The 25,750-nt window shown below is 44.2% G+C and carries 29 protein-coding genes and 1 tRNA gene; 9 read left to right on the top strand and 21 right to left on the bottom strand.

Features of this window, described 5'->3' with window-relative positions:
* Positions 1 to 9 precede the first annotated feature (9 nt).
* From opp4C to rpsF, 6 genes are all read right to left on the bottom strand, one after another.
* Entirely contained in the window at positions 10 to 933 is a 924-nt protein-coding gene (gene opp4C / locus NSQ58_RS04770; RefSeq protein WP_013312797.1) for an oligopeptide ABC transporter permease, read from the bottom strand.
* A gap of 11 nt (positions 934 to 944) precedes the next feature.
* Positions 945 to 1,907: an ABC transporter permease gene (locus NSQ58_RS04775; protein ID WP_023991143.1), complete on the bottom strand. Its 963-nt coding sequence runs from the start codon at positions 1,905 to 1,907 to the stop codon at positions 945 to 947.
* Between the two features lie 68 nt (positions 1,908 to 1,975).
* Positions 1,976 to 3,715, bottom strand: a complete 1,740-nt coding sequence (locus tag NSQ58_RS04780; RefSeq protein WP_053326513.1) for an ABC transporter substrate-binding protein — start codon at positions 3,713 to 3,715, stop codon at positions 1,976 to 1,978.
* Between the two features lie 524 nt (positions 3,716 to 4,239).
* Entirely contained in the window at positions 4,240 to 4,512 is a 273-nt protein-coding gene (gene rpsR, locus NSQ58_RS04785) for a 30S ribosomal protein S18 (RefSeq protein WP_013312800.1), read from the bottom strand.
* 21 nt (positions 4,513 to 4,533) lie between these two features.
* On the bottom strand, positions 4,534 to 5,025 hold the full coding sequence (ssb, locus tag NSQ58_RS04790) for a single-stranded DNA-binding protein (protein ID WP_013312801.1): 492 nt from the start codon (positions 5,023 to 5,025) through the stop codon (positions 4,534 to 4,536).
* A 49-nt stretch (positions 5,026 to 5,074) separates the two neighbouring features.
* Positions 5,075 to 5,359 (bottom strand): 30S ribosomal protein S6, encoded by a 285-nt coding sequence (rpsF, locus tag NSQ58_RS04795; RefSeq protein ID WP_013312802.1) that lies wholly within the window; start codon positions 5,357 to 5,359, stop codon positions 5,075 to 5,077.
* A 318-nt stretch (positions 5,360 to 5,677) separates the two neighbouring features.
* Between rpsF and NSQ58_RS04800 the strand changes: the two genes are divergently transcribed.
* Both NSQ58_RS04800 and NSQ58_RS04805 read left to right on the top strand, forming a co-directional pair.
* Positions 5,678 to 5,872 (top strand): YjzC family protein, encoded by a 195-nt coding sequence (locus NSQ58_RS04800; RefSeq protein WP_013312803.1) that lies wholly within the window; start codon positions 5,678 to 5,680, stop codon positions 5,870 to 5,872.
* 366 nt (positions 5,873 to 6,238) lie between these two features.
* Positions 6,239 to 6,556, top strand: a complete 318-nt coding sequence (locus NSQ58_RS04805) for a hypothetical protein (protein ID WP_053326514.1) — start codon at positions 6,239 to 6,241, stop codon at positions 6,554 to 6,556.
* Positions 6,557 to 6,637: 81 nt separating this feature from the next.
* On the opposite strand, the gene NSQ58_RS04810 is transcribed toward NSQ58_RS04805, so the two are convergent.
* Positions 6,638 to 7,003, bottom strand: a complete 366-nt coding sequence (locus NSQ58_RS04810; protein ID WP_023991145.1) for a hypothetical protein — start codon at positions 7,001 to 7,003, stop codon at positions 6,638 to 6,640.
* Between the two features lie 267 nt (positions 7,004 to 7,270).
* Here NSQ58_RS04810 and NSQ58_RS04815 point away from each other — a divergent pair, with 267 nt between their 5' ends.
* Positions 7,271 to 7,531, top strand: a complete 261-nt coding sequence (locus NSQ58_RS04815) for a hypothetical protein (RefSeq protein WP_028540982.1) — start codon at positions 7,271 to 7,273, stop codon at positions 7,529 to 7,531.
* Between the two features lie 185 nt (positions 7,532 to 7,716).
* Here NSQ58_RS04815 and NSQ58_RS04820 read toward each other — a convergent pair.
* The 3 genes from NSQ58_RS04820 to NSQ58_RS04830 all read right to left on the bottom strand — a co-directional run bounded on the left by NSQ58_RS04820 (position 7,717) and on the right by NSQ58_RS04830 (position 9,049).
* Positions 7,717 to 7,807, bottom strand: a tRNA-Ser gene (locus NSQ58_RS04820).
* 95 nt (positions 7,808 to 7,902) lie between these two features.
* A complete protein-coding gene (locus tag NSQ58_RS04825) occupies positions 7,903 to 8,109 on the bottom strand; it encodes a DUF951 domain-containing protein (RefSeq protein ID WP_043882418.1) in 207 nt (68 codons plus the stop codon).
* A 22-nt stretch (positions 8,110 to 8,131) separates the two neighbouring features.
* A complete protein-coding gene (locus NSQ58_RS04830) occupies positions 8,132 to 9,049 on the bottom strand; it encodes a mechanosensitive ion channel family protein (protein WP_341056970.1) in 918 nt (305 codons plus the stop codon).
* A gap of 251 nt (positions 9,050 to 9,300) precedes the next feature.
* On the opposite strand from NSQ58_RS04830, the gene yyaC reads away from it, so the two are divergent.
* On the top strand, positions 9,301 to 9,906 hold the full coding sequence (gene yyaC / locus NSQ58_RS04835; RefSeq protein ID WP_023991150.1) for a spore protease YyaC: 606 nt from the start codon (positions 9,301 to 9,303) through the stop codon (positions 9,904 to 9,906).
* On the opposite strand, the gene NSQ58_RS04840 is transcribed toward yyaC, so the two are convergent.
* The 11 genes from NSQ58_RS04840 to rpmH all read right to left on the bottom strand — a co-directional run bounded on the left by NSQ58_RS04840 (position 9,860) and on the right by rpmH (position 20,270).
* Positions 9,860 to 10,381 (bottom strand): DUF4446 family protein, encoded by a 522-nt coding sequence (locus NSQ58_RS04840; protein ID WP_023991151.1) that lies wholly within the window; start codon positions 10,379 to 10,381, stop codon positions 9,860 to 9,862. The two genes, yyaC and NSQ58_RS04840, sit on opposite strands and share 47 nt — an antisense overlap.
* 198 nt (positions 10,382 to 10,579) lie before the next feature.
* A complete protein-coding gene (locus tag NSQ58_RS04845) occupies positions 10,580 to 11,422 on the bottom strand; it encodes a ParB/RepB/Spo0J family partition protein (protein WP_013312809.1) in 843 nt (280 codons plus the stop codon).
* Positions 11,415 to 12,176, bottom strand: a complete 762-nt coding sequence (locus tag NSQ58_RS04850) for a ParA family protein (protein WP_023991152.1) — start codon at positions 12,174 to 12,176, stop codon at positions 11,415 to 11,417. Before NSQ58_RS04850 ends, NSQ58_RS04845 begins: the two co-directional genes overlap by 8 nt.
* Positions 12,177 to 12,362: 186 nt before the next feature.
* Positions 12,363 to 13,181 (bottom strand): nucleoid occlusion protein, encoded by an 819-nt coding sequence (gene noc, locus NSQ58_RS04855; RefSeq protein WP_013312811.1) that lies wholly within the window; start codon positions 13,179 to 13,181, stop codon positions 12,363 to 12,365.
* Between the two features lie 431 nt (positions 13,182 to 13,612).
* Positions 13,613 to 14,335, bottom strand: a complete 723-nt coding sequence (gene rsmG / locus NSQ58_RS04860; protein WP_076295139.1) for a 16S rRNA (guanine(527)-N(7))-methyltransferase RsmG — start codon at positions 14,333 to 14,335, stop codon at positions 13,613 to 13,615.
* Entirely contained in the window at positions 14,335 to 16,224 is a 1,890-nt protein-coding gene (mnmG, locus tag NSQ58_RS04865) for a tRNA uridine-5-carboxymethylaminomethyl(34) synthesis enzyme MnmG (protein WP_028540984.1), read from the bottom strand. Before mnmG ends, rsmG begins: the two co-directional genes overlap by 1 nt.
* A 95-nt stretch (positions 16,225 to 16,319) precedes the next feature.
* Positions 16,320 to 17,696 (bottom strand): tRNA uridine-5-carboxymethylaminomethyl(34) synthesis GTPase MnmE, encoded by a 1,377-nt coding sequence (gene mnmE / locus NSQ58_RS04870; protein ID WP_013312814.1) that lies wholly within the window; start codon positions 17,694 to 17,696, stop codon positions 16,320 to 16,322.
* A 128-nt stretch (positions 17,697 to 17,824) separates the two neighbouring features.
* Complete coding sequence (gene jag / locus NSQ58_RS04875; RefSeq protein WP_028540985.1) at positions 17,825 to 18,586, bottom strand: RNA-binding cell elongation regulator Jag/EloR; 762 nt, start codon at positions 18,584 to 18,586, stop codon at positions 17,825 to 17,827.
* Positions 18,583 to 19,449, bottom strand: a complete 867-nt coding sequence (locus NSQ58_RS04880; protein WP_023991157.1) for a YidC/Oxa1 family membrane protein insertase — start codon at positions 19,447 to 19,449, stop codon at positions 18,583 to 18,585. The genes jag and NSQ58_RS04880 overlap by 4 nt, the downstream gene beginning before the upstream one ends.
* 71 nt (positions 19,450 to 19,520) lie before the next feature.
* Positions 19,521 to 19,871, bottom strand: coding sequence for a ribonuclease P protein component (gene rnpA, locus NSQ58_RS04885; RefSeq protein WP_013312817.1), 351 nt, complete (start codon positions 19,869 to 19,871; stop codon positions 19,521 to 19,523).
* Positions 19,872 to 20,135: 264 nt separating this feature from the next.
* Positions 20,136 to 20,270 (bottom strand): 50S ribosomal protein L34, encoded by a 135-nt coding sequence (gene rpmH / locus NSQ58_RS04890; RefSeq protein WP_007433250.1) that lies wholly within the window; start codon positions 20,268 to 20,270, stop codon positions 20,136 to 20,138.
* Positions 20,271 to 21,342: 1,072 nt separating this feature from the next.
* Here rpmH and dnaA point away from each other — a divergent pair.
* The 5 genes from dnaA (at position 21,343) to remB (ending at position 25,722) form a co-directional block, all read left to right on the top strand.
* Positions 21,343 to 22,689 (top strand): chromosomal replication initiator protein DnaA, encoded by a 1,347-nt coding sequence (gene dnaA, locus NSQ58_RS04895; protein ID WP_023986414.1) that lies wholly within the window; start codon positions 21,343 to 21,345, stop codon positions 22,687 to 22,689.
* Positions 22,690 to 22,875: 186 nt separating this feature from the next.
* The gene (dnaN, locus tag NSQ58_RS04900; protein WP_023986415.1) at positions 22,876 to 24,018 is read left to right on the top strand and encodes a DNA polymerase III subunit beta; all 1,143 of its coding nucleotides are present in this window, start codon (positions 22,876 to 22,878) and stop codon (positions 24,016 to 24,018) included.
* A 47-nt stretch (positions 24,019 to 24,065) separates the two neighbouring features.
* A complete protein-coding gene (gene yaaA / locus NSQ58_RS04905) occupies positions 24,066 to 24,284 on the top strand; it encodes a S4 domain-containing protein YaaA (protein WP_023986416.1) in 219 nt (72 codons plus the stop codon).
* A gap of 54 nt (positions 24,285 to 24,338) precedes the next feature.
* Positions 24,339 to 25,454 (top strand): DNA replication/repair protein RecF, encoded by a 1,116-nt coding sequence (recF, locus tag NSQ58_RS04910; RefSeq protein ID WP_013308098.1) that lies wholly within the window; start codon positions 24,339 to 24,341, stop codon positions 25,452 to 25,454.
* A 16-nt stretch (positions 25,455 to 25,470) separates the two neighbouring features.
* Positions 25,471 to 25,722, top strand: a complete 252-nt coding sequence (remB, locus tag NSQ58_RS04915) for an extracellular matrix regulator RemB (RefSeq protein ID WP_007433255.1) — start codon at positions 25,471 to 25,473, stop codon at positions 25,720 to 25,722.
* Positions 25,723 to 25,750 lie beyond the last annotated feature (28 nt).

The raw sequence follows: 25,750 nt of genomic DNA on the forward strand, positions 1-25,750 counted from the left end.
GTTCGTCTCCTACTTCTTCATTTTAGGGTCCAGCGCATCACGCAAACCGTCGCCAATCAGGTTAATCGCTACAACTGTAATTAGAATACACATTCCCGGTGGGACCCATATCCAAGGCCGTTTGCGGAAGTCAATTAGGTTATTTGCAGCCGATATCATATTCCCCCACGAAGGTGTGGGCGGCACAACGCCGATTCCCAAGTAACTGAGCGCAGATTCTGTAATAATCGCACCCGCTACTCCAAGCGTAGCCGTAACAATAATGGTAGGAATCGTGTTCGGCAGCAAATGTCGGAATATTTTGCGACGGTCTCTCAAGCCTAGCGCTTCCGTCGCCTGCATGAACTCCTGTTCACGCAGCGTAAGAATTTGCCCCCTGACCAGACGGGACAAGCTAGTCCAGCTCAAGACCCCGATAATGAGCATCAGAAAATAAATGCGATTCGACGGATCGACCTTCAAATCCGACAGAACAGCACCTAAAATAATAAGCAGCGGTAATGTAGGGAGTGCCATGAAAATATCGGCAATCCGCATAATAACCGTATCCACGCCTTTACGATAAAACCCTGCCAGCGCACCCAACGTCGCTCCAATCATGACCGAAATAAACGTGGCGACCAGTCCCACCGTCAAGGAAATACGGCCGGCCAGCATTGTACGCAGCAAAATATCTCTACCAAACTTATCTGTACCAAGCCAGTACTTAGCATTAGGCGATAAATTTTTGTCAGCTAGCTTGTAATCATCTAAATGATAAGGTGAAATCATCGGTCCAAAACTACAAATGATAACCATCAGAATTAATATAACGAGACCAGCCAAAGCCAGACGGTTTTGGTTAAAACGGCGAACGGCGATTCTCCATGGAGACGCTTCAGGACGGATCGCCGCCTTTTGATTCGTTTCAATCGTGACTGTTTCTGCGGACAATAGTATCCCTCCTACTTCAAGCGAATTCTTGGATCTGCCATGCCATACAATACATCAGAGAGCAAATTACCGATAAGCGTAAGTAACGCTAAGAAAATCGTGAAGCCCAACATAAACGGATAATCCCGCATACTAATCGACTCCAGATAGACCTGACCCACACCCGGCCACACAAATACCTTCTCCAGAATCATCGCCCCACCAAATAAGGCCGGAAGCTCGAAGCCAAGTAGTGTGATGGCTGGAATCAGTGCATTGCGCAGTGCGTGCTTGAAAATAACCGTACGTTCCTTCAAGCCTTTGGCGCGTGCGGTACGAATATAATCCTGACGAATGACCTCCAACATGCCTGTACGGAAATACCGGGTCAGACTTCCTGTGCTCAGCATCGTAAGTACGAGTGTCGGCAGGAACATATGCTTGAGAACATCCACCATATAAGCCCACGAGCCTGGCTCCATCCCTGCTGTGGTCATGCCCCCAACCGGGAGAATCCCCCACTCCAGGGCAAATATTTTGATGACCAATAGACCAATAAAAAATGAAGGCAGCGACATACATAAGAAAATGAATAATGTGACAAACTTATCGAATAACGAATATTGAAACTTGGCTGAAAATACTCCTGCAATAACCGCAATCAGCCAGCTAAAAATAAGACTAAAAAAAGCGATAATAAATGAGTTCCATACATAATTGCCAATGACCTTCGTTACCGGCTGCTTATGCTGTAATGAATCCCCCATATTCCCCTTTAACATATTACCGGCCCATATAAAATAGCGTTGGTATTCCGGTTTATCCAGCCCGTAGATATGTCGTAGCTGCTGCGCCTTTTCGGCCGTCATATTCGGGTTCTGCTTGGCTGTAATATAATCACCCGGCACCATGGCTGAAATCGCAAATACGATAATGGATATGCCAATAAGTGTGGGGATGAGTTGCAGCAGTCTTCGAATAATGTACTGCTTCATATTCATTCCTCCAGACGAATAAAGTGATATGCCCAGCTCGTGAGAGCTGAGCATACGATTGGCAACCCTTATTGAGCGATCTGAGCGTTATGCAGAGTGAACTCAAAATCTTTGTATGGCGTAATTTCCAAGCCAGATACACGTCCATTAACTGGCCACATATCTCTGCGTTGGTACATAAAAATAGTTGGTAGATCTTTGTTCAGCTCTTGATAGAGCTGTTTGTAAATCAATTTGCGTTTCTCTTGATCCAGCTCATGCTTACCAGCAAGCGTTAGTTCATCGACCTTCTTATTGGAATAGCCGATATCATTTTGTGCACCATTCGAAATAAAAGTCGTTGTATCCGGGTCTGGTGTTAAGCCCCAAGCCGCGAAGAACATATCAAACTTGCCTGTGTCCTTTTTATCCATAATGGCGTTAAAATCTAAAGTTTCGGAAGTCAGCTTGATGCCTAGCTCCTTATAGTTATTGGACATGATCGGTAGCAAGGCCTCTACTACTGGGTTATCAGCAGTCGCAGAGAAGTTAATGGTCAACTTTTCTCCGTCCTTTTCGCGAATTCCGTCAGCACCAACCTTCCAGCCTGCCTCATCCAGCAAAGCCTTCGCCTTAGCTGTATCAAATTCATATTTGTTGATACCTTCATCCGTATAAGACCAAGATTCTGTAGATTGTGGAATGTTAATAACATTCGCATATGGACCATACACGCCCTGCACAATCTCCTTACGGTTTAAGCCAATCGTTAGAGCCTGACGTACTTTAGGGTCCTTAAATTTCTTTTCCTTATGATTAAACGCAATATATCCATAGCCGTTTGTCGGCATAATATTCACGTCCAAGAAGCCCAACGCCTTTAATTCCTCTACATTGTCTTCAGTAACTGTGATGTTGTCCATGTCCGTTTCACCTGTTTGCAGCATAGACAGGTTTGTTTCTTCTGTTGTTGTTTTGAAAATAACTGACTTCACTTTTGGTGCGCCTTTGAAGTAGTTTGGATTCGCATCAAATACGACTTGTTGACCCGGGGAGAAGCTCTTCAGTACATACTGACCAGAGCCGATTGGCTTATTATTAAGCGCCTTGATGCTGTCCAGGTTACCCTTTTTGAATCCTTTTCCATAATAAGCTTCTGGCATGAAGTATTGCTCACCCAGAAAATCCTTTGTATACGCTGTTGCTTCTGTAACGGTTACCTCTACTGTGTTATCATCAATGACTTTGATACCAGAGATATCATTCGCCTTGCCATCGTGATACTCTTTACCGCCTTTAATCTTAAAAGATAATACATCTGTTTCTCCGTCATAATTTGGATCATGCAGTACCTTGAGGACAAAAGCATAATCCTTCACTGTTACTGGGGTACCGTCACTATACTTCACGCCTGGTTTCAGATGGAATGTATATTTTAGACCATCCGGCGATACATCAACCTTGTCAGCCAAACTATTTTCATATGTACCATCCGCCTTCACCTGTAAGAAGGAATCAAATACTGTTCTGACTACATATAAATCGTAAGTCGTTTGCCAGAATAGCGGGTTAAATACCCCTTTAGGTGATGTCATACCTACTACAATGTTATCTTTCCGATTAGTGGCTCCCGGAGGATTTTGCGTGAGATCAGTCGCTTTGATAACGCCCTCCGTAACGGGTGCAGTTCCTTCATTTCCCTCTGTTTTATTATCCGCATTGCCTTGCTGTGGCTGTGCCTCATTAGCACCCCCGCTACATCCTGCAAACAGAACACCAACGATCGTAAGCACCATAAGCAAAGAAACCCATTTCTTCGTCTGCATCATCCTGTTAATCCCCCTTAGTCGGTTCTTTATTTAACAGCCTGTCTCATTCCTGCGGTGATTCGTTAAAGCTTGAGGTTTGAAAATGAAGTTGCACATCCTCCTTACTGTCTTAATAGCGTAAACACGTGTTTTAGACCTCTGGTCAATTTCGTGCGCTAACAACCATTACATTTTTATTAAGGTTTATCTTAAGTGTAAAATAATATCACGTCAATATCTTTTTTTATGTAATATAAAAATGCAAAATATCTATTTATGTAAAGTTTATGAATTTTACTTGTGGAAAATGACAAAAAAACAGGATTTCATGTAATATAAAATAACATTTCAGAAGGCCGAAATGTTTACTCTGGCGAGTTGGGGAGCTTGCAATTTCACAAGCCATTAAAAGGTATACTATGGTTTATGGGTAAACATGGATTGTATTATTAGTAAGTTACAATAGATGGCACTTGTTGTCAATATAAAAAATCACGAAAAAAGACGCTCCCGGGATCGGGAACGTCTCTTTTTTCCACCCACTACTATTCAGTAGTGTAAGGAAGCAATGCGATTTGACGGGAACGTTTAACAGCGATTGTCAACATACGTTGATATTTCGCACTTGTTCCAGTCACACGACGAGGAAGAATTTTTCCACGTTCGCTAATGAATTTTTTAAGCAGGTCTGTATCTTTATAGTCAATGTGAGTAATTTTGTTCACAGTGAAGAAACATACTTTACGACGTTTGTTGCGACCACCACGACGAGCTGGTCTTTTGTTATCGTCTCCGCCTTCTCTTTGTCTGAAGCCCATTCTTTGTCAGTCCTTTCCCAATTAAAATGGTAAATCATCATCCGAAATATCGATCGGTTTTCCGTCATCGGAAAAAGGATCCTGATTGTTTCGCGAGTTATTATTCCCGCGTCCACTATTGCTGTTACCGCCTCCGAAAGGAGACTCCTCACGCGCAGCTCCACCGCTATTGCCGCCACCGTTACCGCCATCGCGGTTAGATTCCAAGAAACGCACATTATCAGCTACAATTTCAGTCACGTATACACGTTTTCCTTCATTGTTCTCATAATTACGCACCTGAACACGGCCTTCAACAGCCGTTAAACGACCTTTGCGAAGATAGTTAGCGCATGTTTCAGCAAGCTGACGCCAGGTTACGATCGGCAAGAAATCCGCTTCCCGTTCGCCGCCTTGACTCGTAAACGGACGGTCTACAGCCAGGGTGAACTGGGTTACTGCTACACCAGATGGTGTATAGCGCAGCTCTGGATCTTTGGTCAAACGACCGATCAGAATGACACGGTTCAACAATCCAATCCCCTCCTTTGAGCGTTGTTCATTACATAATCACGTACAATAATTAAGCTACGTCGTTCGTAATGAGATAACGAATTACTTCGTCAGAAATTTTCATGATACGCTCAAGCTCAGTAACAACAGCAGGTTCTGCTGTGAAGTTTACCAGAACGAAAGAACCATCACGGAATTTCTTGATCTCATACGCAAGACGGCGTTTAGTTACATCGTGACTCGTAATTTCGCCACCGCCGTTAGAGATGATACCTTGGAATTTATCGACTGTCGCTTGAACAGCTTCTTGTTCAATGTCAGGACGAATAATATACATCGCTTCATATTTGCGCATTCTTTACACCTCCTTATGGACATAAGGCCCTCAATCTCAGTTGAGAGCAAGGAACGAGCCTAAGCTCGCACTAAAACAGTTTACCAAATCCAACAACTGAATGCAACCTACAAATTCAATACACAAGCCTAAAACGGCTAAAAACACTGCATATCATTAGCTTTATACAATTTTATAGAACATCAAAAATTTCGCATATATAAAGGAAATAATTTGATTCACTCACTATCTGTATACACGGTTTCGCATGTTTCTGTTCAAGACAGCGCACAATAACCGTTGCAGTCCAAATTCATTTATCTAAGGAGGCACAATCGCATGGGTGAAAAGACTGAGTTCGAACCAGGAGATAAGGTCCCAAACGACGGCGTATACATGGAGGTCGGAGAAAAGAGCTTCCATACTGAAATCCAAAACCCGCAGCAAGTAACGCTGGAAAGAGGCGATTCTTTTCCGGAGACCGCCAACCATAATCGCAAATGGAAGAAAAAAACGAAAGCTCGTGTCCACTAATGTATATTTCCTCGGAATCCTGGCCATATTATGATTAGGCGGTACAACAGAGAGGTGTGGTTCCGTTGGACGACGTAGCCGGACAAACTGTTAGGAGATCCATTCCGGGCATTAGAAGCGTTAGGTTTGTGTAAAAGGACACTGTCTTTTCAACACGGTATTGCTGGTCAGTACACCGAGTTTCATGATGTGATTGGACAGATCGTATCCTGTTAAAAATGTATCGCCTACGATGGAGGACCTTTGTGGTCCTCCTTTGTTGTATTATCGGACTTTTTGCATATCCTGGTAAAATGCAGATTAATTCAGCTCCTTCTGCTAGAATATATCCAAGTACAAAGACCTACTATCTACGGAGGTTTAAAGATGAGCTATTCTCGAATATTAAAGTGGATATCAGGTATATTCGAATTGGTGCTTGCCGTACCGATTGTGGGGGGAGCTATTGTCATGGGGAGCGGCTACTCGGCTCTGGGATTTATGCTTGTCCTGCATGCAGTAACACTTATCCTGTCGTTACGCAATCAGGAGGCGATCTACGGCTCTGTATGGGGAGTACTCACTTCTTTGCTGGCCTGGATACCCTTTGTAGGCTGGGCTCTCCATTTGATTGCAGCGATCCTTCTGATGATCTCTGGCTCAAAAAAAACAAAACGCTATCATTACCCGCCTAACCAGCTATAACAAAAGAGTGCTCCTACCGGCAATGTTTCTCTGCTGTCAGGAGCATTTTTTGCTGTAACGATATCTCTCAGAAGGAACAAACTAACCCTTGTCTTTTACAAGGTCGAGCTGTATGTCTCCCCTTTCTCGCAGACACAGCAATTCATCGAACAGGAAAGTAAGTCCGCTTTTGTCTCTCCAGTTTCTGATGATGTCCGATACTACCTCCATCAAATCACGCCGAATCCCCTCTGCCAGTTGTAATCCTGCACTGTCACCATCAATGAACAAATGTGTGTGTGCCAGCTGCTCCAACTTGCGTACCTGACGCAGACATAGCACACCATTGTCCAGATAGAAGAAGTAGCATCCTTTATATAGAACCCCTTCGAATATCTCATACATATGCGGCAAATCATACGGCCCGTATACCATCGAAGCCCATTCCAATGCCAACGATTTACTCATACATCGTTTCCCCTTTCCTAATGAAAATAAAGTTATCCTTCTTTCCAAGTAATATGGAGCAAAAGTATGTAAACCTAAAACCAATAAAACTTAATAAGTACTACTTTATTAGTAATATAATATTAAGAAAATAGTACTACTCGGTGAGTAGTATGTCAATAGGATATACGAAAAAAGTTTTACGATATAGGTAGTGTAGGATATAATACAAATAACTAATTTAGTAATTTTGTAACCCACAATATTTCCTTAAGGAGGCTCATTAACGTGAGTCAAATTCATTTTAAATTGAGTGAAACACTAGAAATGATTGGAACTACACGTAACAAGATCGCGGTGGAATCGAAAACAAGACCTGCTACAATTCTTGATTTAGCAAGTGGCGATACAAAAACCATTAAGCTGGAAACCTTGGTTAATATCTTAAATGCGATAAACGAAATCGCCCGTAGCCACGGCTTGGAACAAACATTTGGTATTGAAGATATCATTCAGTACGTCCCTCAAAGCACAGAAAATACGCGCTAATCCACTTTGGGATAGCGCGTACTTTTTTTAATAATATGATTCTTACTTTTCAAAAAGCATAAATCCCTTCTAAGTTCTTTACTTCGTGGACACGTTAGCCGCATATATACCTTCAAAATATCTCCCATAAACAAAAAATCTCCTACGTCACAGACGTAAGAGATTGGTTTATTAAATGAAGTTAGTGGCGGAAAGAGTGGGAGTCGAACCCACGCACGCCTTGCGACGCCTAACTGATTTCGAGTCAGCCCCCTTAGACCTCTTGGGTACCTTTCCGCAGCAAGGATTATTATATCATCATTGCAACTGTGACGCAAGCTGATTCTGGTTCATCGCCATTCATCTTTATTGGCTCATTTCGCTTCCGTGTTTTACTCGTCGGCGTTGGCCTTTGATCGCAGCACTTTCTTCATATTCTTTTCGAACTTGGCACGCGGAATCAGCACACTATGCTGGCAACCGACACATTTGATTCGAATATCCATCCCCATGCGGATAATTTCCATTTCATTCGTTCCACACGGATGAGGCTTCTTCATCTGTACAATGTCCCCTAGTTCAAATGACTTACGCTCCACCCTTCTCTCCCCCTTTTCTTCCTTATTCATCTTCTTTTTCTAGGGTTATCGCTGTCTCCAAGGCTGCCTGACGATGTTCCTCATCCTCTAGGGCCTTCTTGATGTTATTCTGAATATCACGCTCTACCACGGCCCCTGTATTTGGCATACATTCTGCCACAACACGCACAATATACTCTGAGGTAGTCATGGACTGAACCCCTAACACATCTGGTATATTAAGTATCTGTACATTGGATTCTTCAATGCCTTGGATTGCCTGTTTTACCAAACCAACTGCTTCCTCCAGACTACGCTCGGCCTTCATTGGCACATCCACTACCGCCAACGCGTTGGACATGGAGAAGTTTGTTACCGTTGTAATTGAGCCGTTCGGTAAAATGTACACCTCACCTTTCCAGCTCACCAGTCTGGTTGTGCGCAGCCCGATCATTTCCACCGTACCCTTGAAAGTACCTGTCTGAATGACGTCTCCTACGGCAAATTGATCTTCAAAAATAATGAAGAATCCAGTAATTACATCCTTAACCAGGCTCTGTGCCCCAAAACCAACGGCCAATCCAAGCACTCCAGCTCCAGCAATCAGAGGACCAAGATTAATGCCCATTTGAGAAAGCACCAGCATAATCAAGATGAAATTGAATACAATATTGGTTACATTTTTTAGCAATTCCCCAACGGTCGTTAACCGCCTTGTATTCAATCGGAATCTGCCGTTATCTCCCTTTTGTTGCATTGACTTATCTATAATTTTATTAATAACTCGAATAAAGATACGTGTAATAATGAAAATAATTGCGATTTTCAAAATCACAAACAAAAAGGTCGACCACATCTCACCATCTGTAATGAATTTCCATACGACATCCTTCAAGTGAATAGCACCCTTCACTACCTCTTCTGTGCCTGAATCGCCCTCCAGCCAATGCATAAAGGTCATCCTGTACTCCTCCTTAAAAAAGGGAACTACTCTTCCTGCTTCCCGAATTCTATTTCCTACTATATAAGCTTATCTACTGACTTCAAACATATGGCTATGAATAATCTACTTCCTTCGAGTATAAAAGCACAAGTTTATCCATATACTAGCTACTATCTTGAGAATAAATGTTACCCGCAGGCTAATTGTTATTCTCCAAGGTACAGCGAGCGCAACCTTCACACTCCATTACAGAGCGAAAGGAAGATTCCATGACTCATCCATCTGACTTCATTCCGGAGCAAGAACCCCTAAGCTTAAAAATATCACACACAGACCCCGGGATCCAATCAGCCATCATCCATCGTCTGCTGTTCCATCTGCATCAGGCGCCGAGTCTGCAAAATATCGTCATTATTTGCATCGGCACCGACCGTTCTACTGGAGATTGCCTGGGTCCGCTCGTAGGTACGCATTTATCACGCTACAAAAGCCCTCTGTTTAACCTATACGGTACATTAGAGGAGCCTGTACATGCTATGAACCTGCAAACGACGCTGAATGGCATACAAGCCCGATATGAACAGCCTTATATCATTGGTATAGATGCATGTCTTGGACAAACCTCCAGCGTTGGATGCATTCAGGTTTCAGATGGTCCTCTCAAGCCTGGAGCAGGTGTAAATAAAGAATTACCGCCGGTCGGCGATATCCATTTAACTGGTATCGTTAACGTCGGCGGCTTCATGGAATACTTCGTGCTGCAAAATACGAGACTAAATTTGGTAATGAAATTATCAGATATCATTGCTGGCAGCCTATACTCCGCGATTAAGGAGTGGCATTACCGTTCTGTCCTGCTTGCTGCGCAAGAGTAACGGCTTCTTTTTCTTCAGGTGATAAGGAATAGGTGGATTGTCCCGCTTCTAGAGGCTTGGCATACACATATGAGCCATCTCGGTTATAAATGCCGGTTAATACCATACCATCCTGATTGTCGTCTACAATAGCCAGGGAAAAGCTTAAATCGCTTCCTCTCTCACCAAAGGCATTATAGCGTTTGATACCTATATGTCCCTTCAAGCCAGCCAGTTTACTACGTAATGATTTCATACTTGCACGATGGGTTTCCTGCTCATCCTCAATCGTATCCATCTGTACCTTCAAATCAATCAGCAGCGTTTCCAAATTCTCGACACCGCTGCCTGCCATCATGGTTTCATACTTTCGCCGCATCTTCTTCAGCTTTGCACCCTGCACGATAATAACAATCAACAGGATGAGCAAAATAAGCACGATCCCTGCAACGATTCCGGCAAGCTGTTCCATGATTAGTCCATTCAATTCAGCCATATGCTTGCTTCTACTCCTCTACCTCAAAAATCATGTTACTGCATACTTATATTTTATACGTTTGAGAACAGCGAAACAAATACCACAAGGCTATTAGTTTATCCATCAAAACCATTCTAATTCCTGCAATTCCAGACAAAGCAAAGACATATCTCACTTTCCATTTTGCTCAAGGAGACATGTCCATATTTCAACAAACTACTGTAATAGCTCCAGTAATCTTTCCAAATCCTGCTGGCTGTAATAATTCAATTCAATTTTGCCTTTATCCTTATTGTGCTTGATCTTTACAGTTGTTTTAAAGCGTTCACGCAGGGACTCTTCCATATGGTCAATATAGGGGTCCTTTTTTCGTACCTTTGTTTTGGCTTTCGCCTCACCAGGCTTATGATCCAACTGCTGTACAGCTTCCTCCAGTTCGCGAACACTCCACTGCTGTTCAATACATTGCTGTGCTAACTGTTTCACCATGTCTGGATCTTTGAGCCCAACAATAGCTCTAGCATGTCCCATAGACAATGTTCCACGTGAAACATGATCTTTAACTTCTTCAGGCAATGCGAGCAAGCGAAGGAAATTGGCAATATGAGAACGTGATTTTCCCACTTTCATGGACAACTCTTCCTGAGTTAAAGAAAACTGATCCATTAATCCCTGATAAGCTACTGCCACTTCCATTGCATTCAAATTCTCACGCTGTAAATTCTCAATCAGGGCAATCTCCATCACCTGCTGATCCGTAAAATTGCGAACAACTACAGGTATAGTCGGATTCCCACAAAATTGAGAAGCCCGAAAACGTCTTTCCCCGGCTATGATTTCATATCCTCGCAATACACTACGTGCAATAATGGGTTGGATAACACCGTGCTGACGAATGGATTCGGCTAATTCCTTAATGGACTCTTCATCAAACGTTTTTCGAGGCTGGTACGGATTCGCACGCAACTGGCTGAGCGGAATGTCAACAACCTTATCCTCTTCATTGACTGTAAGGGAGGGAATGAGTGCATCAAGTCCTTTTCCCAACCGTTTACTCATAAGATACCACTTCCTTTGCCAACTCAATATATACCTCTGCCCCACGGGAACGGGGATCATACGTAATAATGGACTGGCCATGTGATGGTGCTTCGCTGAGTCTCACATTGCGTGGAATAATCGTCTGATAAACCTTGCTTTGAAAATACTTTTTCACTTCTTCAATCACCTGAATACCCAAGTTCGTGCGAGCATCAAACATGGTTAACAGCACACCTTCAATTTGCAATGAGGTGTTCAGATGTTTTTGCACTAATCGCACGGTATTCAACAATTGACTTAATCCTTCCAATGCGTAATATTCACACTGGATTGGAATAATGACTGAATCGGAAGCCGTCAATGAATTGAGCGTCAAAATACCCAGCGATGGCGGGCAATCAATTAATATATAATCATAATTATGCTTAACGAGTTGAAGCGATCTTTTTAATCTCAATTCACGAGAAATGGTCGGTACCAGTTCAATTTCCGCGCCAGCTAACTGAATGGTTGCCGGAATAATATCTAATCCTTCAACCTGTGTACTGACAATAGCTTCGCTAGGATCAACCTCGTTAATGAGTACATCATAAATGCAATTTGCCACATCCGCCTTATTGATACCCACACCGCTGGTTGTATTACCTTGCGGGTCGATATCCACGAGCAATACCCTTTTGCCGAGGGAAGCAAGTCCGGCGCCCAAATTAACGGAAGTAGTTGTTTTGCCTACTCCGCCCTTTTGATTGGCTACGGCTATTATTTTTGACACTTCATTCACCTCATAATTTAATCGGAATCCTGCTACACTCCATGATTGCAAAATGCTCTATGGAGACGTTACTTAGTCCTTAACTTACGGATAACGGCAATTTCAGAATAGAATTGAGTATGCTGCGGTTTTATTCGGCGTTAGACAGAAAAAGCGGCAATTGCTGCCGCCTGTACGCTTCATCCCTTACTTACGTTTGGGAATTTGAATGACAATCTCATAGTGATCCTCATGATCAGATTCCTTGGTTTTGATATCCAAGCCTGAGCCAGACACCATATCAATGGATTGACGTATCGTATTCAGCGCAAGCCGGACATCCTTGGTAAAGGAAATCCGCTTCGATTTCTTATTGGTGGATACTTGTTTATAAAAGGCAACTCGTGCCTCTGTCTGCTTCACATTGAGTTCTTTGGCAATGACTTCATCTAAAACCTTGTACTGTAGTTCTTCGGTCTCTAATGACAATAATGCACGAGCATGACGCTCGGACACCTTCCGTTCCATTAGAGCCTCTTTCACTCTCTCCGGCAGATGAAGCAGCCGTATCTTGTTAGCAATAGTGGATTGGCTTTTACCAAGTCGTTGAGCGAGGCTTTCCTGGGTGAGCTGATGTAGATCAATCAGCTTTTGGTAAGCTACAGCCTCTTCAATCGCAGTTAACCCTTCCCGTTGAAGATTCTCAATCAACGCGATGGATGCAGCTTGTGAATCATTAAACTCACGAACAATGGCTGGAATAGTTTCCATACCCAGCTTGGTGACAGCTCTCCAACGACGTTCCCCTGCTATAATCTCATATTGTCCATTACGGAAACGAACGACAATCGGTTGAATTACACCATGCGTCTTAATGGTCTGGCATAGCTCATCAATCTTCTCGTCGTCAAATATGGTACGGGGCTGATAAGGACTGCTGACAATATCCCGAACTGGAATTTGTTTTATTTCGTCCCCAGTAGATCGCTCCGTCAAACCAAATAGCTTGGAAAATTGTTCTTTCATTCCGTATAATACCACCTAATTTCATAATAGCACCATACTAACAGCGCTTCGTGAAAAACAGTTCCTTACGCGGATCGTAGACCCTTTTATATGAAACAGCGCCGTAAGCGGGTACACTCCACGTACTCCCCTGACATTTGTTGTCCCACTCCCCTATATGTATATCTGAATTCATGGGTACAGGAGCAGTCAACTTACATTAAAACGATTATCTCTATTCTATCACTTTTCCAGCCATAATCCTATCGTCTCTACCAGCTTTTCGGAAGGATAAGAGAATAAATTATGCATCCTCTTTGATAACTATCATCCATCTTCCTCCCCAAATGTAAACAAGAACGCATGATAGCAAAGAGTCTTTTATGTAAAGAGTCTATCAGCCATAAAAAAAGTGAATGTTTCACGTGAAACATTCACTTTCTTTCAAACATTTACACTAACGGCGTCTTCAAAGGAGTACCCGGCTTACGTGGATATTTTCGTGGTGTAGCCGCTCTTTTCTCAATAATAATCATATGTCTGGCTGCATCTTCAACAGGTAGCTGGAAGGCCTGAACATGTTTGATTTTTCCCTTTAGCTCTTTCAAGCTGTAGGAAGCTTCCTTGATTTCCTCTGTAGGATCACTGCCCTTCATCGCGGCAAAGTGTCCTCCTTCACGGACAAACGGCAAACAAAATTCATTCAATACTGCGAGACGAGCAACAGCTCTGGCTGTCACTAGATCATAGCTATCGCGGTATCCTGGTTTACGCCCCAATTCCTCTGCCCTGCTATGAATCAGTTCAACATTTTCCAGACCCAACTGTTCTACCACATGTGCCAAGAATTGTATACGTTTATTCAACGAGTCTACAATAGTCAACTGAATCTTCGGAAAGCATATTTTCAAAGGAATGCCCGGAAAACCTGCACCTGATCCAATATCAGCTAGGCTTTCCACATCTTTTAACGGTACATAAAAGGCCAGGGAAAGAGAATCATAAAAATGCTTGGTGTACACTGCATCACGCTCAGTAATACCCGTCAGGTTCATTTTTTCATTCCACTCAACCAGCACACGGTAATATGTTTCAAACTGCTCTAACTGACTGTCATTAATCACAATACTATGCTCTGCCAGCCGCTGCTTAAATTGCTGTTGTATCGCGTCCATTATGATCCCCTTGCTGCCGTTACGCGGTTATAATGCTCCAGATAAACCAGCAAAATGGAAATATCCGCAGGAGTTACACCCGAAATACGGGATGCTTGGCCAATCGACATCGGACGGATCTTTTCAAGTTTCTGCTTGGCTTCAATGGCCAGTCCTTGAACTTCACTGTATACAATATCCTCTGGGAGCTTCTTCTTCTCCATCTTTTGCAGACGCTCAACATGCATCAATTGCTTTTCAATGTAGCCCGCATACTTAATTTGGATTTCCACCTGCTCCTGTTCTTCCTCAGTTAGAGCTATAGGTGAAGGTGAGATTTGTGCTACTTGCGCATAACTGATCTCTGGTCGACGCAGCACCGTTAACAGATTACTGCCATCCTGTATTGGTGCAGATCCGCCTTGCTCCAGCATCTCATTTATATCAACCGGACGAACCTTCGCCAAACGTAAACGTTCAATCTCTTGCTCTACCTTTTGCTTTTTATCCAAAAAGCGCTCGTATCGTTCATCCGTAATTAGGCCAATATCATGCCCGATCGGAGTCAATCGCAGGTCGGCGTTATCATGACGCAACAACAGACGGTATTCTGCACGCGACGTCAGCAAGCGATAAGGCTCATTCGTACCCTTCGTCACGAGATCGTCGATCAGAACCCCAATGTAGCCTTGCGAACGGTCCAATACGACAGGCTCTTTGCCCTGCACCTTGCGAGCTGCGTTAATCCCTGCCATAATCCCTTGACCTGCAGCTTCTTCGTAACCGGAAGTACCGTTAATCTGACCTGCTGTGAACAAGCCTGGGACTTTCTTCGTTTCCAAAGTAGGCCATAACTGCGTAGGTACCATTGCATCATATTCGATAGCATAGCCATTGCGCATCATCTCTACCTTTTCCATCCCCGGAATCGAACGAAGCACAGCTAATTGCACATCCTCTGGCAAGCTGGTGGACAAGCCCTGAACATAGTATTCAGATGTGTTTTTACCTTCAGGCTCCAAAAAGATTTGGTGCTTAGGCTTATCACTGAAACGTACCACCTTATCTTCAATAGATGGGCAATAACGTGGTCCCGTTCCTTCAATCAGACCAGAGAACATGGGTGCACGGTGCAAATTATCATTAATAATCTGATGCGTTTCTATTGAAGTATATGTCAGCCAGCAAGGAAGCTGTTCATTATCTGAAGACTTCGTTTCATAGGAAAAGAACTTCGGTTGATCATCACCCGGTTGTATTTCCGTTTTGCTAAAATCAATCGTGTCCTTATGCACACGTGGCGGCGTTCCTGTCTTAAATCGAACCAGATCAAAACCCAGCTCTCTCAAATGCTCAGACAATCTCAACGAAGGCTGTTGATTGTTCGGACCACTCTCATACATCAGCTCGCCCATAATGATTTTTCCGCGCAGATAAGTGCCTGTGGTCAGGACAACTGCTTTACTTCGATACTCTGTGCCCGTCTTCGTAATTACACCTACGCAATGACCGTCTTCCATAATCAGCTCTTCAACCATACCTTGGCGTAAGGTCAGATTCGGTTCCTTTTCCATCGTTTCCTTCATCGTATGCTGATAAGAGAACTTGTCTGCTTGTGCACGCAATGCATGAACCGCGGGACCTTTACCAGTATTCAACATTCTCATTTGGATAAACGTCTTATCGATATTCCGACCCATTTCGCCGCCCAGTGCATCAATTTCTCGCACCACATGCCCTTTTGCAGGACCGCCAATAGACGGGTTGCAGGGCATGAAAGCGACCATATCCAGGTTAATTGTGATCATCAACGTGCGACAGCCCATCCGTGCTGCTGCCAAGGCTGATTCTACGCCCGCATGGCCCGCGCCTACGACAATTACGTCATAGTCGCCTCCTTGGTAACCCATACCTTTCTTACCTCCTTATACATTCCGGTCTTCACGCCGAATATGCTCTTGTATATATAACGATAGTAGGCTTATATCAGCCATGCTTGAAAGTTCTATTTGCCCAGACAAAATTGTGAAAATATTTGATCTATCAACGCATCATGCGCAGTATCGCCTACAATCTCACCCAAATGCTCCCATGCCAGCCTTACATCAATCTGGATCATGTCGATCGGAACAAATTGATCAGCGGCTTCATAGGCATCTACCAGCGATTGCCGCGCCTTCTTCAACAAAGCAATATGCCGTACGTTGCTGACATATGTCATATCCGCTGATTCCAGCTTGCCGCTAAAGAATAAATTCGATATAGCCTGCTCCAGTCGGTCCGCTCCCTCATTTTCCTTCACAGACATCGGTACGATAAGCTCTTCGGGAACATAACGCAGCAACAAATCCCGGTCTACTTGGGCCGGTAAGTCCATTTTATTCATAATGACAATCGCTTGTCTACCGCGGATTTGTTCCATTAATGCCATTTCATCCTCATGCAGTGGTTCGTTGGCGTTAATGACGATGAGCAGCAGATCCGCTTCACTAACCGCCGTTCTCGAACGTTCTACTCCGATCCGTTCCACTACGTCCATCGTTTCACGAATCCCGGCTGTATCCAGCAGCTTGAGCGGAATACTATTAATCGTCACATATTCCTCAATAACGTCACGGGTTGTACCCGGAATATCGGTCACAATTGCCCGCTCGCCCTGAGCCAATGTGTTCAGCAGTGATGATTTGCCCACATTTGGTCTTCCAACAATCGCTGTGGTCAGCCCTTCACGTAAAATCTTTCCCTGCTCCGCCGTATGCAACAGCCGATCAATTTCCGTCATGACCTGACTGCTTTTATCCTTGATTAAGTCAGATGTAAAAGATTCAACATCATGCTCAGGATAATCAATGTTCACTTCAATATGAGCAAGTGTCTCCACCAAAACATGACGCAAGCGACGAATATTCTGGGACAGTTGTCCATCCACCTGCTTCAAAGCCACCGAAAAAGCTTTATCTGATTTGGAGCGAATCAAGTCAATAACGCCCTCCGCCTGACTCAGGTCAATACGACCATTCAAAAAAGCACGTTTCGTAAATTCACCTGGCTCAGCCAGACGTATATTTTGCAGCAATAGTAAATCCATCACCCGTTTGACGGCTACGACCCCGCCATGAGTGCTGATTTCTACGACATCTTCTGTCGTAAAAGAGCGTGGAGCCCGCATCACTGTAACTAAAACTTCCTCCACCTTTTCCTGGCTTTGAGGATCTATTATATGTCCATAATGTACCGTGTGAGTTGGAGCCTTGCTTAGAGGCGTTTTACTACGGAACAAAGCCTCCACTTCCGTGACCGCTTCTGGACCGCTGATCCGTACAACCGCAATGCCGCCCTCGCCGACAGCCGTTGCAATGGCAGCTATAGTATCGCTCAGCATAAAGTTTCTACCTCCTATCATGTAGAAACGACATTGCCGTCCTTCATCAAGGACGGCAGCCGTTTCAGCGAGAAATATAAGAAAAAAAGCAATGGCTTCTGCATCTTGCAGAGAGCCATTGCGTCGGATTATTTTTTAGCAATGACGACGCGCCGATTGGGCTCGTCCCCCTTGCTGTATGTTCTAACCAGCGCATGCTGTTGGAGCTTGGCGTGAATCAGCTTCCGCTCCTGTGACGGCATTGGCTCCAGTACCACTTCCTTGCCATAACGAATAGCCTGGTTTGCCAACCGATCTGCCAAATCCTCCAGCGTTTTTTGCCGACGTGCACGAAATTGCTCGGCATCCAGCACAATTCGGATGAATTTGTCAGAATGACGGTTGGCAACGATATTCGTCAGGTACTGTAATGCATCCAATGTCTGTCCTCTGCGGCCGATCAACATACCGAGTGACGGACCGGAGATATCCAGTGTACTTTCATCCTTGCGGTGGCGGACATCAACTTTAACGTCCAATCCCATTCCTGCTGCTGTTTCACGGATGAAACGCACCGCCTCTTCATAAGGATCTATATGTCCCGAGGGTGCTCCCATGTTCATCTGTGCTTCCTGTGCAACAGGCCCAGTTTCTTCTGATAAAGCCTGTCCCACGCTAGAAGGTGCTTGAGCCGATACATGAGGTTCAGCCGCGTGTGTGGTTTCAGGAGACGGCTCAGAGAGCAGCGTAAGCTCCACCTTCGCCTTCTTGACCCCGAGCCACCCCAGGAATCCTTTTGACGGCTGTTCCAACACGCTTACGGTTACCCGTTCACGGCTTACTCCCAGCTGGGAGAGTCCTTGTCTTACAGCATCTTCAACGGTTTTTCCTGATGTCACGACTTTGGTCATCTCGACTTTTTAGCCCCCTTCGTGTTTTTGCCACTTTTTTTCTTACTATTGGAGGAACCTGTTTTCGCGAGACTGGCTGTTTTCACATTCGCCAGTGCTGCTTCTTTATCCTTATTCCGATAAAGGAAATAGTTTTGAATGATCGTGTAAATATTACTGTAGAACCAGTACAACGGCAAAGCGGATGGGAAGTTGTACGACATGAAAAGAATCAGCACTGGATAGACGTACAGCAAAAATTGCATTGGTCCCTGCTGCGGCGTCGGATTCATTTTCATCATCATCCAGGTTTGGACAAAAGTCGTAATCGCTGCCAAAATCGGCAGGATAAACAAGTGATCCGGTTTACCTAACTGGAGCCACAAGAAGTCATGATCCCGCAATGCCGAGTTATAATAAATGGCATTATAAAGCGCGATGAAAATTGGCATCTGTACTACCAAAGGAAGACAGCCAGCCATCGGGTTGACCTTATTTTCCTGGAACAACTTCATCGTCTCTTGCTGGACTTTTTCAGGCGTATCCTTGTACTTCGCTTGAATTTCTTTTAATTGCGGCTGAATGGCCTGCATAGCTTTGGAACTACGTACTTGCTTGAGTGTAAGCGGCAAAATAATGGTTCGCACGATAATCACCAGAATCAGTACGGCCAGGCCATACTCTCCAGAGAACCATTGGGCAAATGTATCTAACGCATACGAAAACCAGTAAACGACATATCTTTGCCAAAACGATCCATTGGCCAAGTCTGCCGTCGTGTAAGAATTGTGGGCCGTCTGAGCACATCCGGACAGCACAGCAACAAGTGCCAATAAGGCAATCAGGAGGAACCATTTTCCTCGTTGAGTCTTCAAACGCGACACTTCATAACCCCTTTCTTAACCAATCCATTCCAACGTAAATCATACCATATCCTGTAGGACAAAGATACTGACTATCGGCGTGAAGACTTGAGCAGCGAGGCTTTGCGTAGAACGTGCAGCACGCTTTTCTCCAGCTCTTGATACGACATTGTAACCGCACCCTTACGAACGATAAAAATCAGGTCAATCTGCTCCACCAATTCATGCTCATGATGGCGCACAATTTCCTTAACGATTCTGCGCATCCGGTTGCGAACTACTGCGTTGCCGATTTTCTTGCTGGCCGAAATTCCGACGCGGAACTGCTCTACCTCTCTGCGGCGGAACCAGTACACCACAAACTGATGGTTGGCAAAAGATTTGCCATGGCGGTATACGCGCCCAAAGTCCGCCCGGTTTCGTAGACGCAATTTTTTTTGCACGGCGCTTCTCCTTGCTCATCTCTTTTACACATGTCGGTAAGCTAACCTTTACCTTTTATATAGTAAGAAGTATGGACAACATTCCAACATGGTAATCTCGCTTATTTTATATCCGTTTTCAAAAGCTTCATCTAATATAGGACAGGATGCTGGACTTCTCCCTCTTCTTTCACTACATTTTTTACAACAATAAAAGAAGGAATCCGATCCCTGAATACCTCAATTATGAAAAAAAAGACCACCGTAGTGGTCTTTATGCACGCATTACGCACTCAATACTTTTCTACCTTTTTGGCGACGAGCTGCCAAAACTTTACGGCCATTCTTCGTGCTCATTCTTTTACGGAAGCCGTGAACTTTTTTACGTTTGCTGACATTCGGTCTGAAAGTCGGTCTCATTGTGCTGCACCTCCTTACAAGGAATACGTTTTATATGGAATATACCTAACGTAGCAATCTCCACAAAAAACACCTTTGTACATTTAACCACAAATAGCGGCCAAAGTCAATGTACTTGTGAATCCTCTCCCTCTTTTTCGCATTCAGGAAGCCTCCTCCCCTTCCTCCCGCTCACTCACTTCACTCTTTTATCCCCTTACTTCATAAAACTTCTTTCACCTCTCCCTCCATCATCAGCATTCTATTTGTAGTTTTCGCTCCTCCAAAAACGGTTTTTTACATTTATTCATTCTGTAACTTGAATCCATCCTATTTTCAGATCGACGTTATCAGGTTCGTTCAAAAATAATGTCGGAAACGTTACCGGAAATTTTCAACAGAAAAATAAGCCTCTGTGACCAAAAGGCAACGGCTGTTATACACAGATCCACAAAAAGAACTGAATTGTGATTTAAATGGTCATAACCTGTGCATAACATTTTAGAGTAAAAAAGAGTTATTGTCGAAAACTGAACAAATTATAAACAATATCTTGTGTTGTGAATAAAAATTGTACACAACAGATTGAATTTGTGGATAAATAACCACCAGTCATTGAAATACAAGGCTTCTTTTGCTATGATGATATTACTTTTGAATGTGAATATGTTGTTTTACCCTCCATATTATCAACACCCTGTGGATAAAGTTGTGAACAAGTTCAATTTATCCATCTTTTTATTTTTGTGCGGATTCGGGATTCTGGGGATATATTCTACATTTTTCATTTGATTTCGACATATTGCAGTCCCGTTTTGGCCTGCGGGATCAAGAGAACGGATCGTGCCGCACATTCCCTCCTGAGAAATATCGCCTTTCTTCTGCTGATCAGCAGCGGAATTTCCATTAGCTATTTTTCAGGGTCATTTTGTGCTGCGTTCTCTCACCACACTGCCGCATGATTTAGGCGGCGGTATGTCTTTTTATGGCCTTCAACAACATTTTTGGGATTTAGGCGTTTTGCCGAAGCGCCGAGAGCAGCTCTCTGCAGCTTAATTCGGTAAAATGTCAGGATTTAAAAGGAGTGACGTCTGTGGACAGCCATACCTCTGAACTATGGCAGCAAATTCTATCCATCATACAAACCAAGCTGAGTAAGCCGAGTTACGACACTTGGTTTAAGGCTACCAAGGCAGCGAAACTAAATGACCACTCCATTGTGATTTCTGCACCGACAACTTTTGCCGTGGAATGGCTTGAAAGCCGCTATACCAAGCTAGTCGGAGCAACGGTTTATGAAATTTTGGGCAAACAACTAGAGGTCAAGTTCGTTATTGAAGAGAACAAGCCCGCCGAGGTCGACCTTCAGCAACAACCTCAGCAGCAGCCGGTCGTTCATGAAGAAGCTGTGTCCCATATGCTGAATCCCAAATATACATTCGATACATTCGTCATCGGATCGGGGAACCGTTTTGCCCATGCGGCATCGCTGGCCGTCGCCGAGGCGCCGGCAAAAGCTTACAATCCGCTGTTTTTATACGGTGGTGTGGGGCTGGGGAAAACGCATCTGATGCACGCTATCGGACACTATATTTTGGAGCACAATCCGACCAGCAAGGTCGTTTATTTATCGTCGGAGAAGTTTACGAATGAATTCATTAATGCCATTCGGGACAACCGCGGGGAAAGTTTCCGGAATAAATATCGCAACATTGATATTTTGCTCATTGATGATATTCAATTCATTGCGGGCAAGGAATCGACGCAGGAGGAATTTTTCCACACGTTCAACGCCCTTCATGAGGAACGCAAGCAGATTATAATCTCAAGCGATCGGCCGCCTAAAGAAATTCCAACGCTGGAAGAACGGCTGCGCTCTCGCTTTGAGTGGGGACTTATTACGGATATTCAACCGCCGGATCTGGAGACGAGAATTGCTATTCTTCGGAAAAAGGCGCGGGCGGAGAACCTGGATATTCCTAATGAGGCCATGATGTATATCGCTAATCAAATTGATACAAACATCCGTGAGCTGGAAGGGGCGCTTATTCGCGTTGTCGCTTATTCCTCCTTAACCAATCAGGATGTCACAAGTCATCTCGCTGCTGAAGCGTTGAAAGATATTATCCCGTCCAGTCGTCCAAAAATGATCACGATTCAGGATATACAGCATCAAGTCGGGGAATTTTACAATCTACGGCTGGAGGATTTTAAAGCGCGTAAGCGGACGAAGGCTGTAGCTTTTCCACGACAGATTGCCATGTACCTGTCTCGTGAGCTAACCGACTATTCTTTGCCAAAAATCGGCGAAGCCTTCGGTGGGCGTGATCATACGACTGTCATTCATGCGCACGAAAAAATCTCCAAATCCATTCAAGTGGATCAGGATCTGTTTAAAGTTATCAACAGCCTAATAGAAAAAATCAAAAATCCAACCTGAATAAGTTCAGAGCCTATACACAATTTATACACATGTGGATAGGCTTGATTTTATTAGGGTTACAGTGACTTATCCACATATTCAGTGCGCCTATTACTATTACTAATATATTTTAAAGATATACATCACCTAAATAAGGCCCGCGTCAACGCGTGCTTGAAGGATTAAAACCCGTAGGAGGAACTTATGAAGATCAGCATTCTGAAAAACGTTTTGAACGAGGCTATACAACATGTATCCAAAGCGATATCAAGTCGGACTACGATTCCAATTCTGAGTGGTATTAAGCTGGATGTGAATCACCAGGGAGTAACGCTGACCGCCAGCGATACAGACATCTCCATTCAATCCTTTATTCCGATGGAGGATGGTGACCAAACTGTTGTTCAGGTCGAACAACCCGGCAGTGTTGTGCTGCCTGCCAAATTCTTTGTCGAAATTATCAAAAAGTTGCCGTCGCAGGAGATCCATATGGAGGTAAAAGACCAATTCCAAACCTTTATCTCGTCCGGCGCAACTGAAATTCAGATTGTTGGCTTGGACCCTGAAGAATTCCCGGTGCTTCCCAACATTGAAGAAAATCAAGTCATCTCTGTACCAGGAGATTTACTTAAAAATATGATTAAACAGACGGTATTCTCCATCTCCACCCACGAAACGACACCGATTTTAACTGGCGTGTTGTGGAATCTGGCTGAGGGTGAATTGAAGTTTGTGGCAACGGACCGCCACCGCCTTGCCACCCGTAGCGCTCATTTGGAGACGTCTGAAGGCTTGCGTTTTAGCAATGTTGTCATTGCGGGCAAAACGCTGAATGAGCTGAGCAGAATTATTCCAGATCAAAATATGCTTGTGGATATCGTAGTAGCGGACAATCAGGTATTATTCAAAGTAGATCGGGTGCTATTTTATTCCCGCATCTTGGACGGCACCTATCCTGATACTTCTAGAATTATTCCGACCTCCTACAAAACAGAACTGATTGTGGATACAAAAAGTTTAAGTGAGTCAATTGACCGTGCTTATTTGCTGTCCCGTGAGGAAAAAACGAATATTGTAAAAATGCAGTCGCTGGAAAATGGCGGTTTGGAGATTTCCTCTAGTTCCTCTGAGCTTGGCAAAGTGCGTGAGGAAGTAACTGTGTCCAAATTTGAGGGAGAGCCGCTCAAAATTTCGTTCAACTCTAAATACATGCTCGACGTGCTGAAGGTGATTGACAGCGAGCAGCTGACGATTGCTTTTACCGGCATTATGAGCCCCATTATTTTAAAACCGGCTGATTCCAGCAATGCGCTGTATATCATCCTGCCATATCGCACAACCAACTGACGTTTAGCGTTAACCCACCCGAGGACAAGCGAAAGGATGAACAAGCCTTGAAACAGATATCTATACAAACCGAATACATTAAGCTCGATCAATTTTTAAAATTAGCCGATTGTGTATCCACAGGAGGCATGGCTAAAGCCCTGCTGCAAGAGGGACAAGTCCGTGTGAATGGTGAACCGGAAGAACGTCGTGGAAGAAAACTGTACCCGGGTGATACCGTAGAAGTAGAGGACAACGGAAGTTTCGAAGTTACAGCAGGAGCATGATCGCCTGGGTGGCAAGGACTCCTTTTAGGTACGGAGTAACAAGGGGGACCCTATGTGTTTGTGAACAACATTGTTTTGCAGCAGTACCGGAACTATGAACAGCTGGAGCTGAATGAATTTGGGCCCGTTAATTTGCTGATCGGACAAAATGCGCAGGGCAAAACGAATCTGGTAGAGGCGATTTTTGTACTGGCTTTAACCAAAAGTCATCGAACGTCCCGCGACAAGGAGTTAATCTCTTTCGGGGCTACTTCCACTCACCTAGCTGCGGATGTGGATAAAAAATACGGGAAAATCAGACTGGATCTCGCGTTATCCACACAAGGCAAAAAAGCAAAGATCAACGGACTGGAGCAGCGCAAACTGAGCGATTTTATCGGTTCGTTAAATGTGGTCATGTTTGCACCTGAGGATCTGGAAATTGTGAAAGGAACACCGGGGGTTCGCCGCCGGTTTCTTGACATGGAAATCGGACAGGTTGCGCCAGGATATCTGTATCATTTGCAGCAATATCAGAAAGTATTGGTTCAGCGAAACAACCTGCTCAAGCAAGCTTGGGGTAAGGATATGGCGTCAGTGCAGCTGATGCTGGAGGTATGGAATGAGCAACTTGTTGAGCATGGTGTTAAAATTGTTAAAAAGCGGAAACAATTTATAACAAAGCTACAAAAGTGGGCTCAGGCCATTCATGAAGGGATCGCAGGTGGGACTGAAGAGTTAAAATTAACCTATGTTCCCTCCTTCAGTGAGCCAGAGGAAGAAGATGAAGCTGTCTTATTGGAGCGATTTATGATAAAGTTATCCCAAATGAGGGAACAGGAAATCCGCCGTGGCATGACTTTGGCGGGACCCCATCGTGACGATTTGGCCTTTGCCATTAACGGCAGAGAAGTGCATACGTATGGCTCTCAGGGGCAGCAGCGGACGACGGCCCTGTCCTTGAAGTTGGCCGAAATAGAGTTAATTCATGAGGAAATTGGTGAATATCCTGTCTTGCTGCTGGATGATGTTTTGTCCGAGCTGGACCCCTATCGTCAGACCCAGCTGATCGAGACTTTCCAAAGCAAGGTACAGACCTTTATCACGGCAACCGGGGTTGAGACTTTGAACGCAGAACGACTCAAGGATGCCAATATTTATCACGTCCACGACGGGCATGTGGAACACTAAGGAGTGAGTGACCGCTATGTATATTCATCTGGGTGGAGAAAAAATCATCCGCTCGTCAGAGCTTGTGGCTATTTTCGATATCTCGATTGAAAAATCCTCTAAAATCTCCAAGCAATATGTGAACCACGCCCAACAGCAAAAGCATGTCGAGATGATTGGCGAAGAGGAAGCCAAGTCCATCGTAGTGACTCAGAATACGGTGTATTATTCCCCCATCTCCTCAACAACACTCAAAAAGCGGGCAAACCAGTTTGTTGCCAATGCTTAACCATAGAATCTATAGAAGTAGGTGAAAG

The sequence above is a fragment of the Paenibacillus sp. FSL M7-0134 genome (assembly GCF_038007865.1).
Classification (GTDB): Bacteria; Bacillota; Bacilli; order Paenibacillales; family Paenibacillaceae; genus Paenibacillus; species Paenibacillus polymyxa_B.

Excerpts from the sequence above, each read along its gene's own strand:
- NSQ58_RS04775 (WP_023991143.1), bottom strand. The coding sequence starts at position 1,907 with ATGAAGCAGTACATTATTCGAAGACTGCTGCAACTCATCCCCACACTT.
- NSQ58_RS04780 (WP_053326513.1), bottom strand. The coding sequence starts at position 3,715 with ATGATGCAGACGAAGAAATGGGTTTCTTTGCTTATGGTGCTTACGATC.
- rpsR (WP_013312800.1), bottom strand. The coding sequence starts at position 4,512 with ATGGGCTTCAGACAAAGAGAAGGCGGAGACGATAACAAAAGACCAGCT.
- rpsF (WP_013312802.1), bottom strand. The coding sequence starts at position 5,359 with ATGCGCAAATATGAAGCGATGTATATTATTCGTCCTGACATTGAACAA.
- NSQ58_RS04800 (WP_013312803.1), top strand. The coding sequence starts at position 5,678 with ATGGGTGAAAAGACTGAGTTCGAACCAGGAGATAAGGTCCCAAACGAC.
- NSQ58_RS04805 (WP_053326514.1), top strand. The coding sequence starts at position 6,239 with ATGAGCTATTCTCGAATATTAAAGTGGATATCAGGTATATTCGAATTG.
- NSQ58_RS04810 (WP_023991145.1), bottom strand. The coding sequence starts at position 7,003 with ATGAGTAAATCGTTGGCATTGGAATGGGCTTCGATGGTATACGGGCCG.
- NSQ58_RS04830 (WP_341056970.1), bottom strand. The coding sequence starts at position 9,049 with ATGACCTTTATGCATTGGCTGGAGGGCGATTCAGGCACAGAAGAGGTA.
- yyaC (WP_023991150.1), top strand. The coding sequence starts at position 9,301 with ATGACTCATCCATCTGACTTCATTCCGGAGCAAGAACCCCTAAGCTTA.
- NSQ58_RS04840 (WP_023991151.1), bottom strand. The coding sequence starts at position 10,381 with ATGGCTGAATTGAATGGACTAATCATGGAACAGCTTGCCGGAATCGTT.
- NSQ58_RS04845 (WP_013312809.1), bottom strand. The coding sequence starts at position 11,422 with ATGAGTAAACGGTTGGGAAAAGGACTTGATGCACTCATTCCCTCCCTT.
- noc (WP_013312811.1), bottom strand. The coding sequence starts at position 13,181 with ATGAAAGAACAATTTTCCAAGCTATTTGGTTTGACGGAGCGATCTACT.
- rsmG (WP_076295139.1), bottom strand. The coding sequence starts at position 14,335 with ATGGACGCGATACAACAGCAATTTAAGCAGCGGCTGGCAGAGCATAGT.
- mnmG (WP_028540984.1), bottom strand. The coding sequence starts at position 16,224 with ATGGGTTACCAAGGAGGCGACTATGACGTAATTGTCGTAGGCGCGGGC.
- mnmE (WP_013312814.1), bottom strand. The coding sequence starts at position 17,696 with ATGCTGAGCGATACTATAGCTGCCATTGCAACGGCTGTCGGCGAGGGC.
- jag (WP_028540985.1), bottom strand. The coding sequence starts at position 18,586 with ATGACCAAAGTCGTGACATCAGGAAAAACCGTTGAAGATGCTGTAAGA.
- rpmH (WP_007433250.1), bottom strand. The coding sequence starts at position 20,270 with ATGAGACCGACTTTCAGACCGAATGTCAGCAAACGTAAAAAAGTTCAC.
- dnaN (WP_023986415.1), top strand. The coding sequence starts at position 22,876 with ATGAAGATCAGCATTCTGAAAAACGTTTTGAACGAGGCTATACAACAT.
- remB (WP_007433255.1), top strand. The coding sequence starts at position 25,471 with ATGTATATTCATCTGGGTGGAGAAAAAATCATCCGCTCGTCAGAGCTT.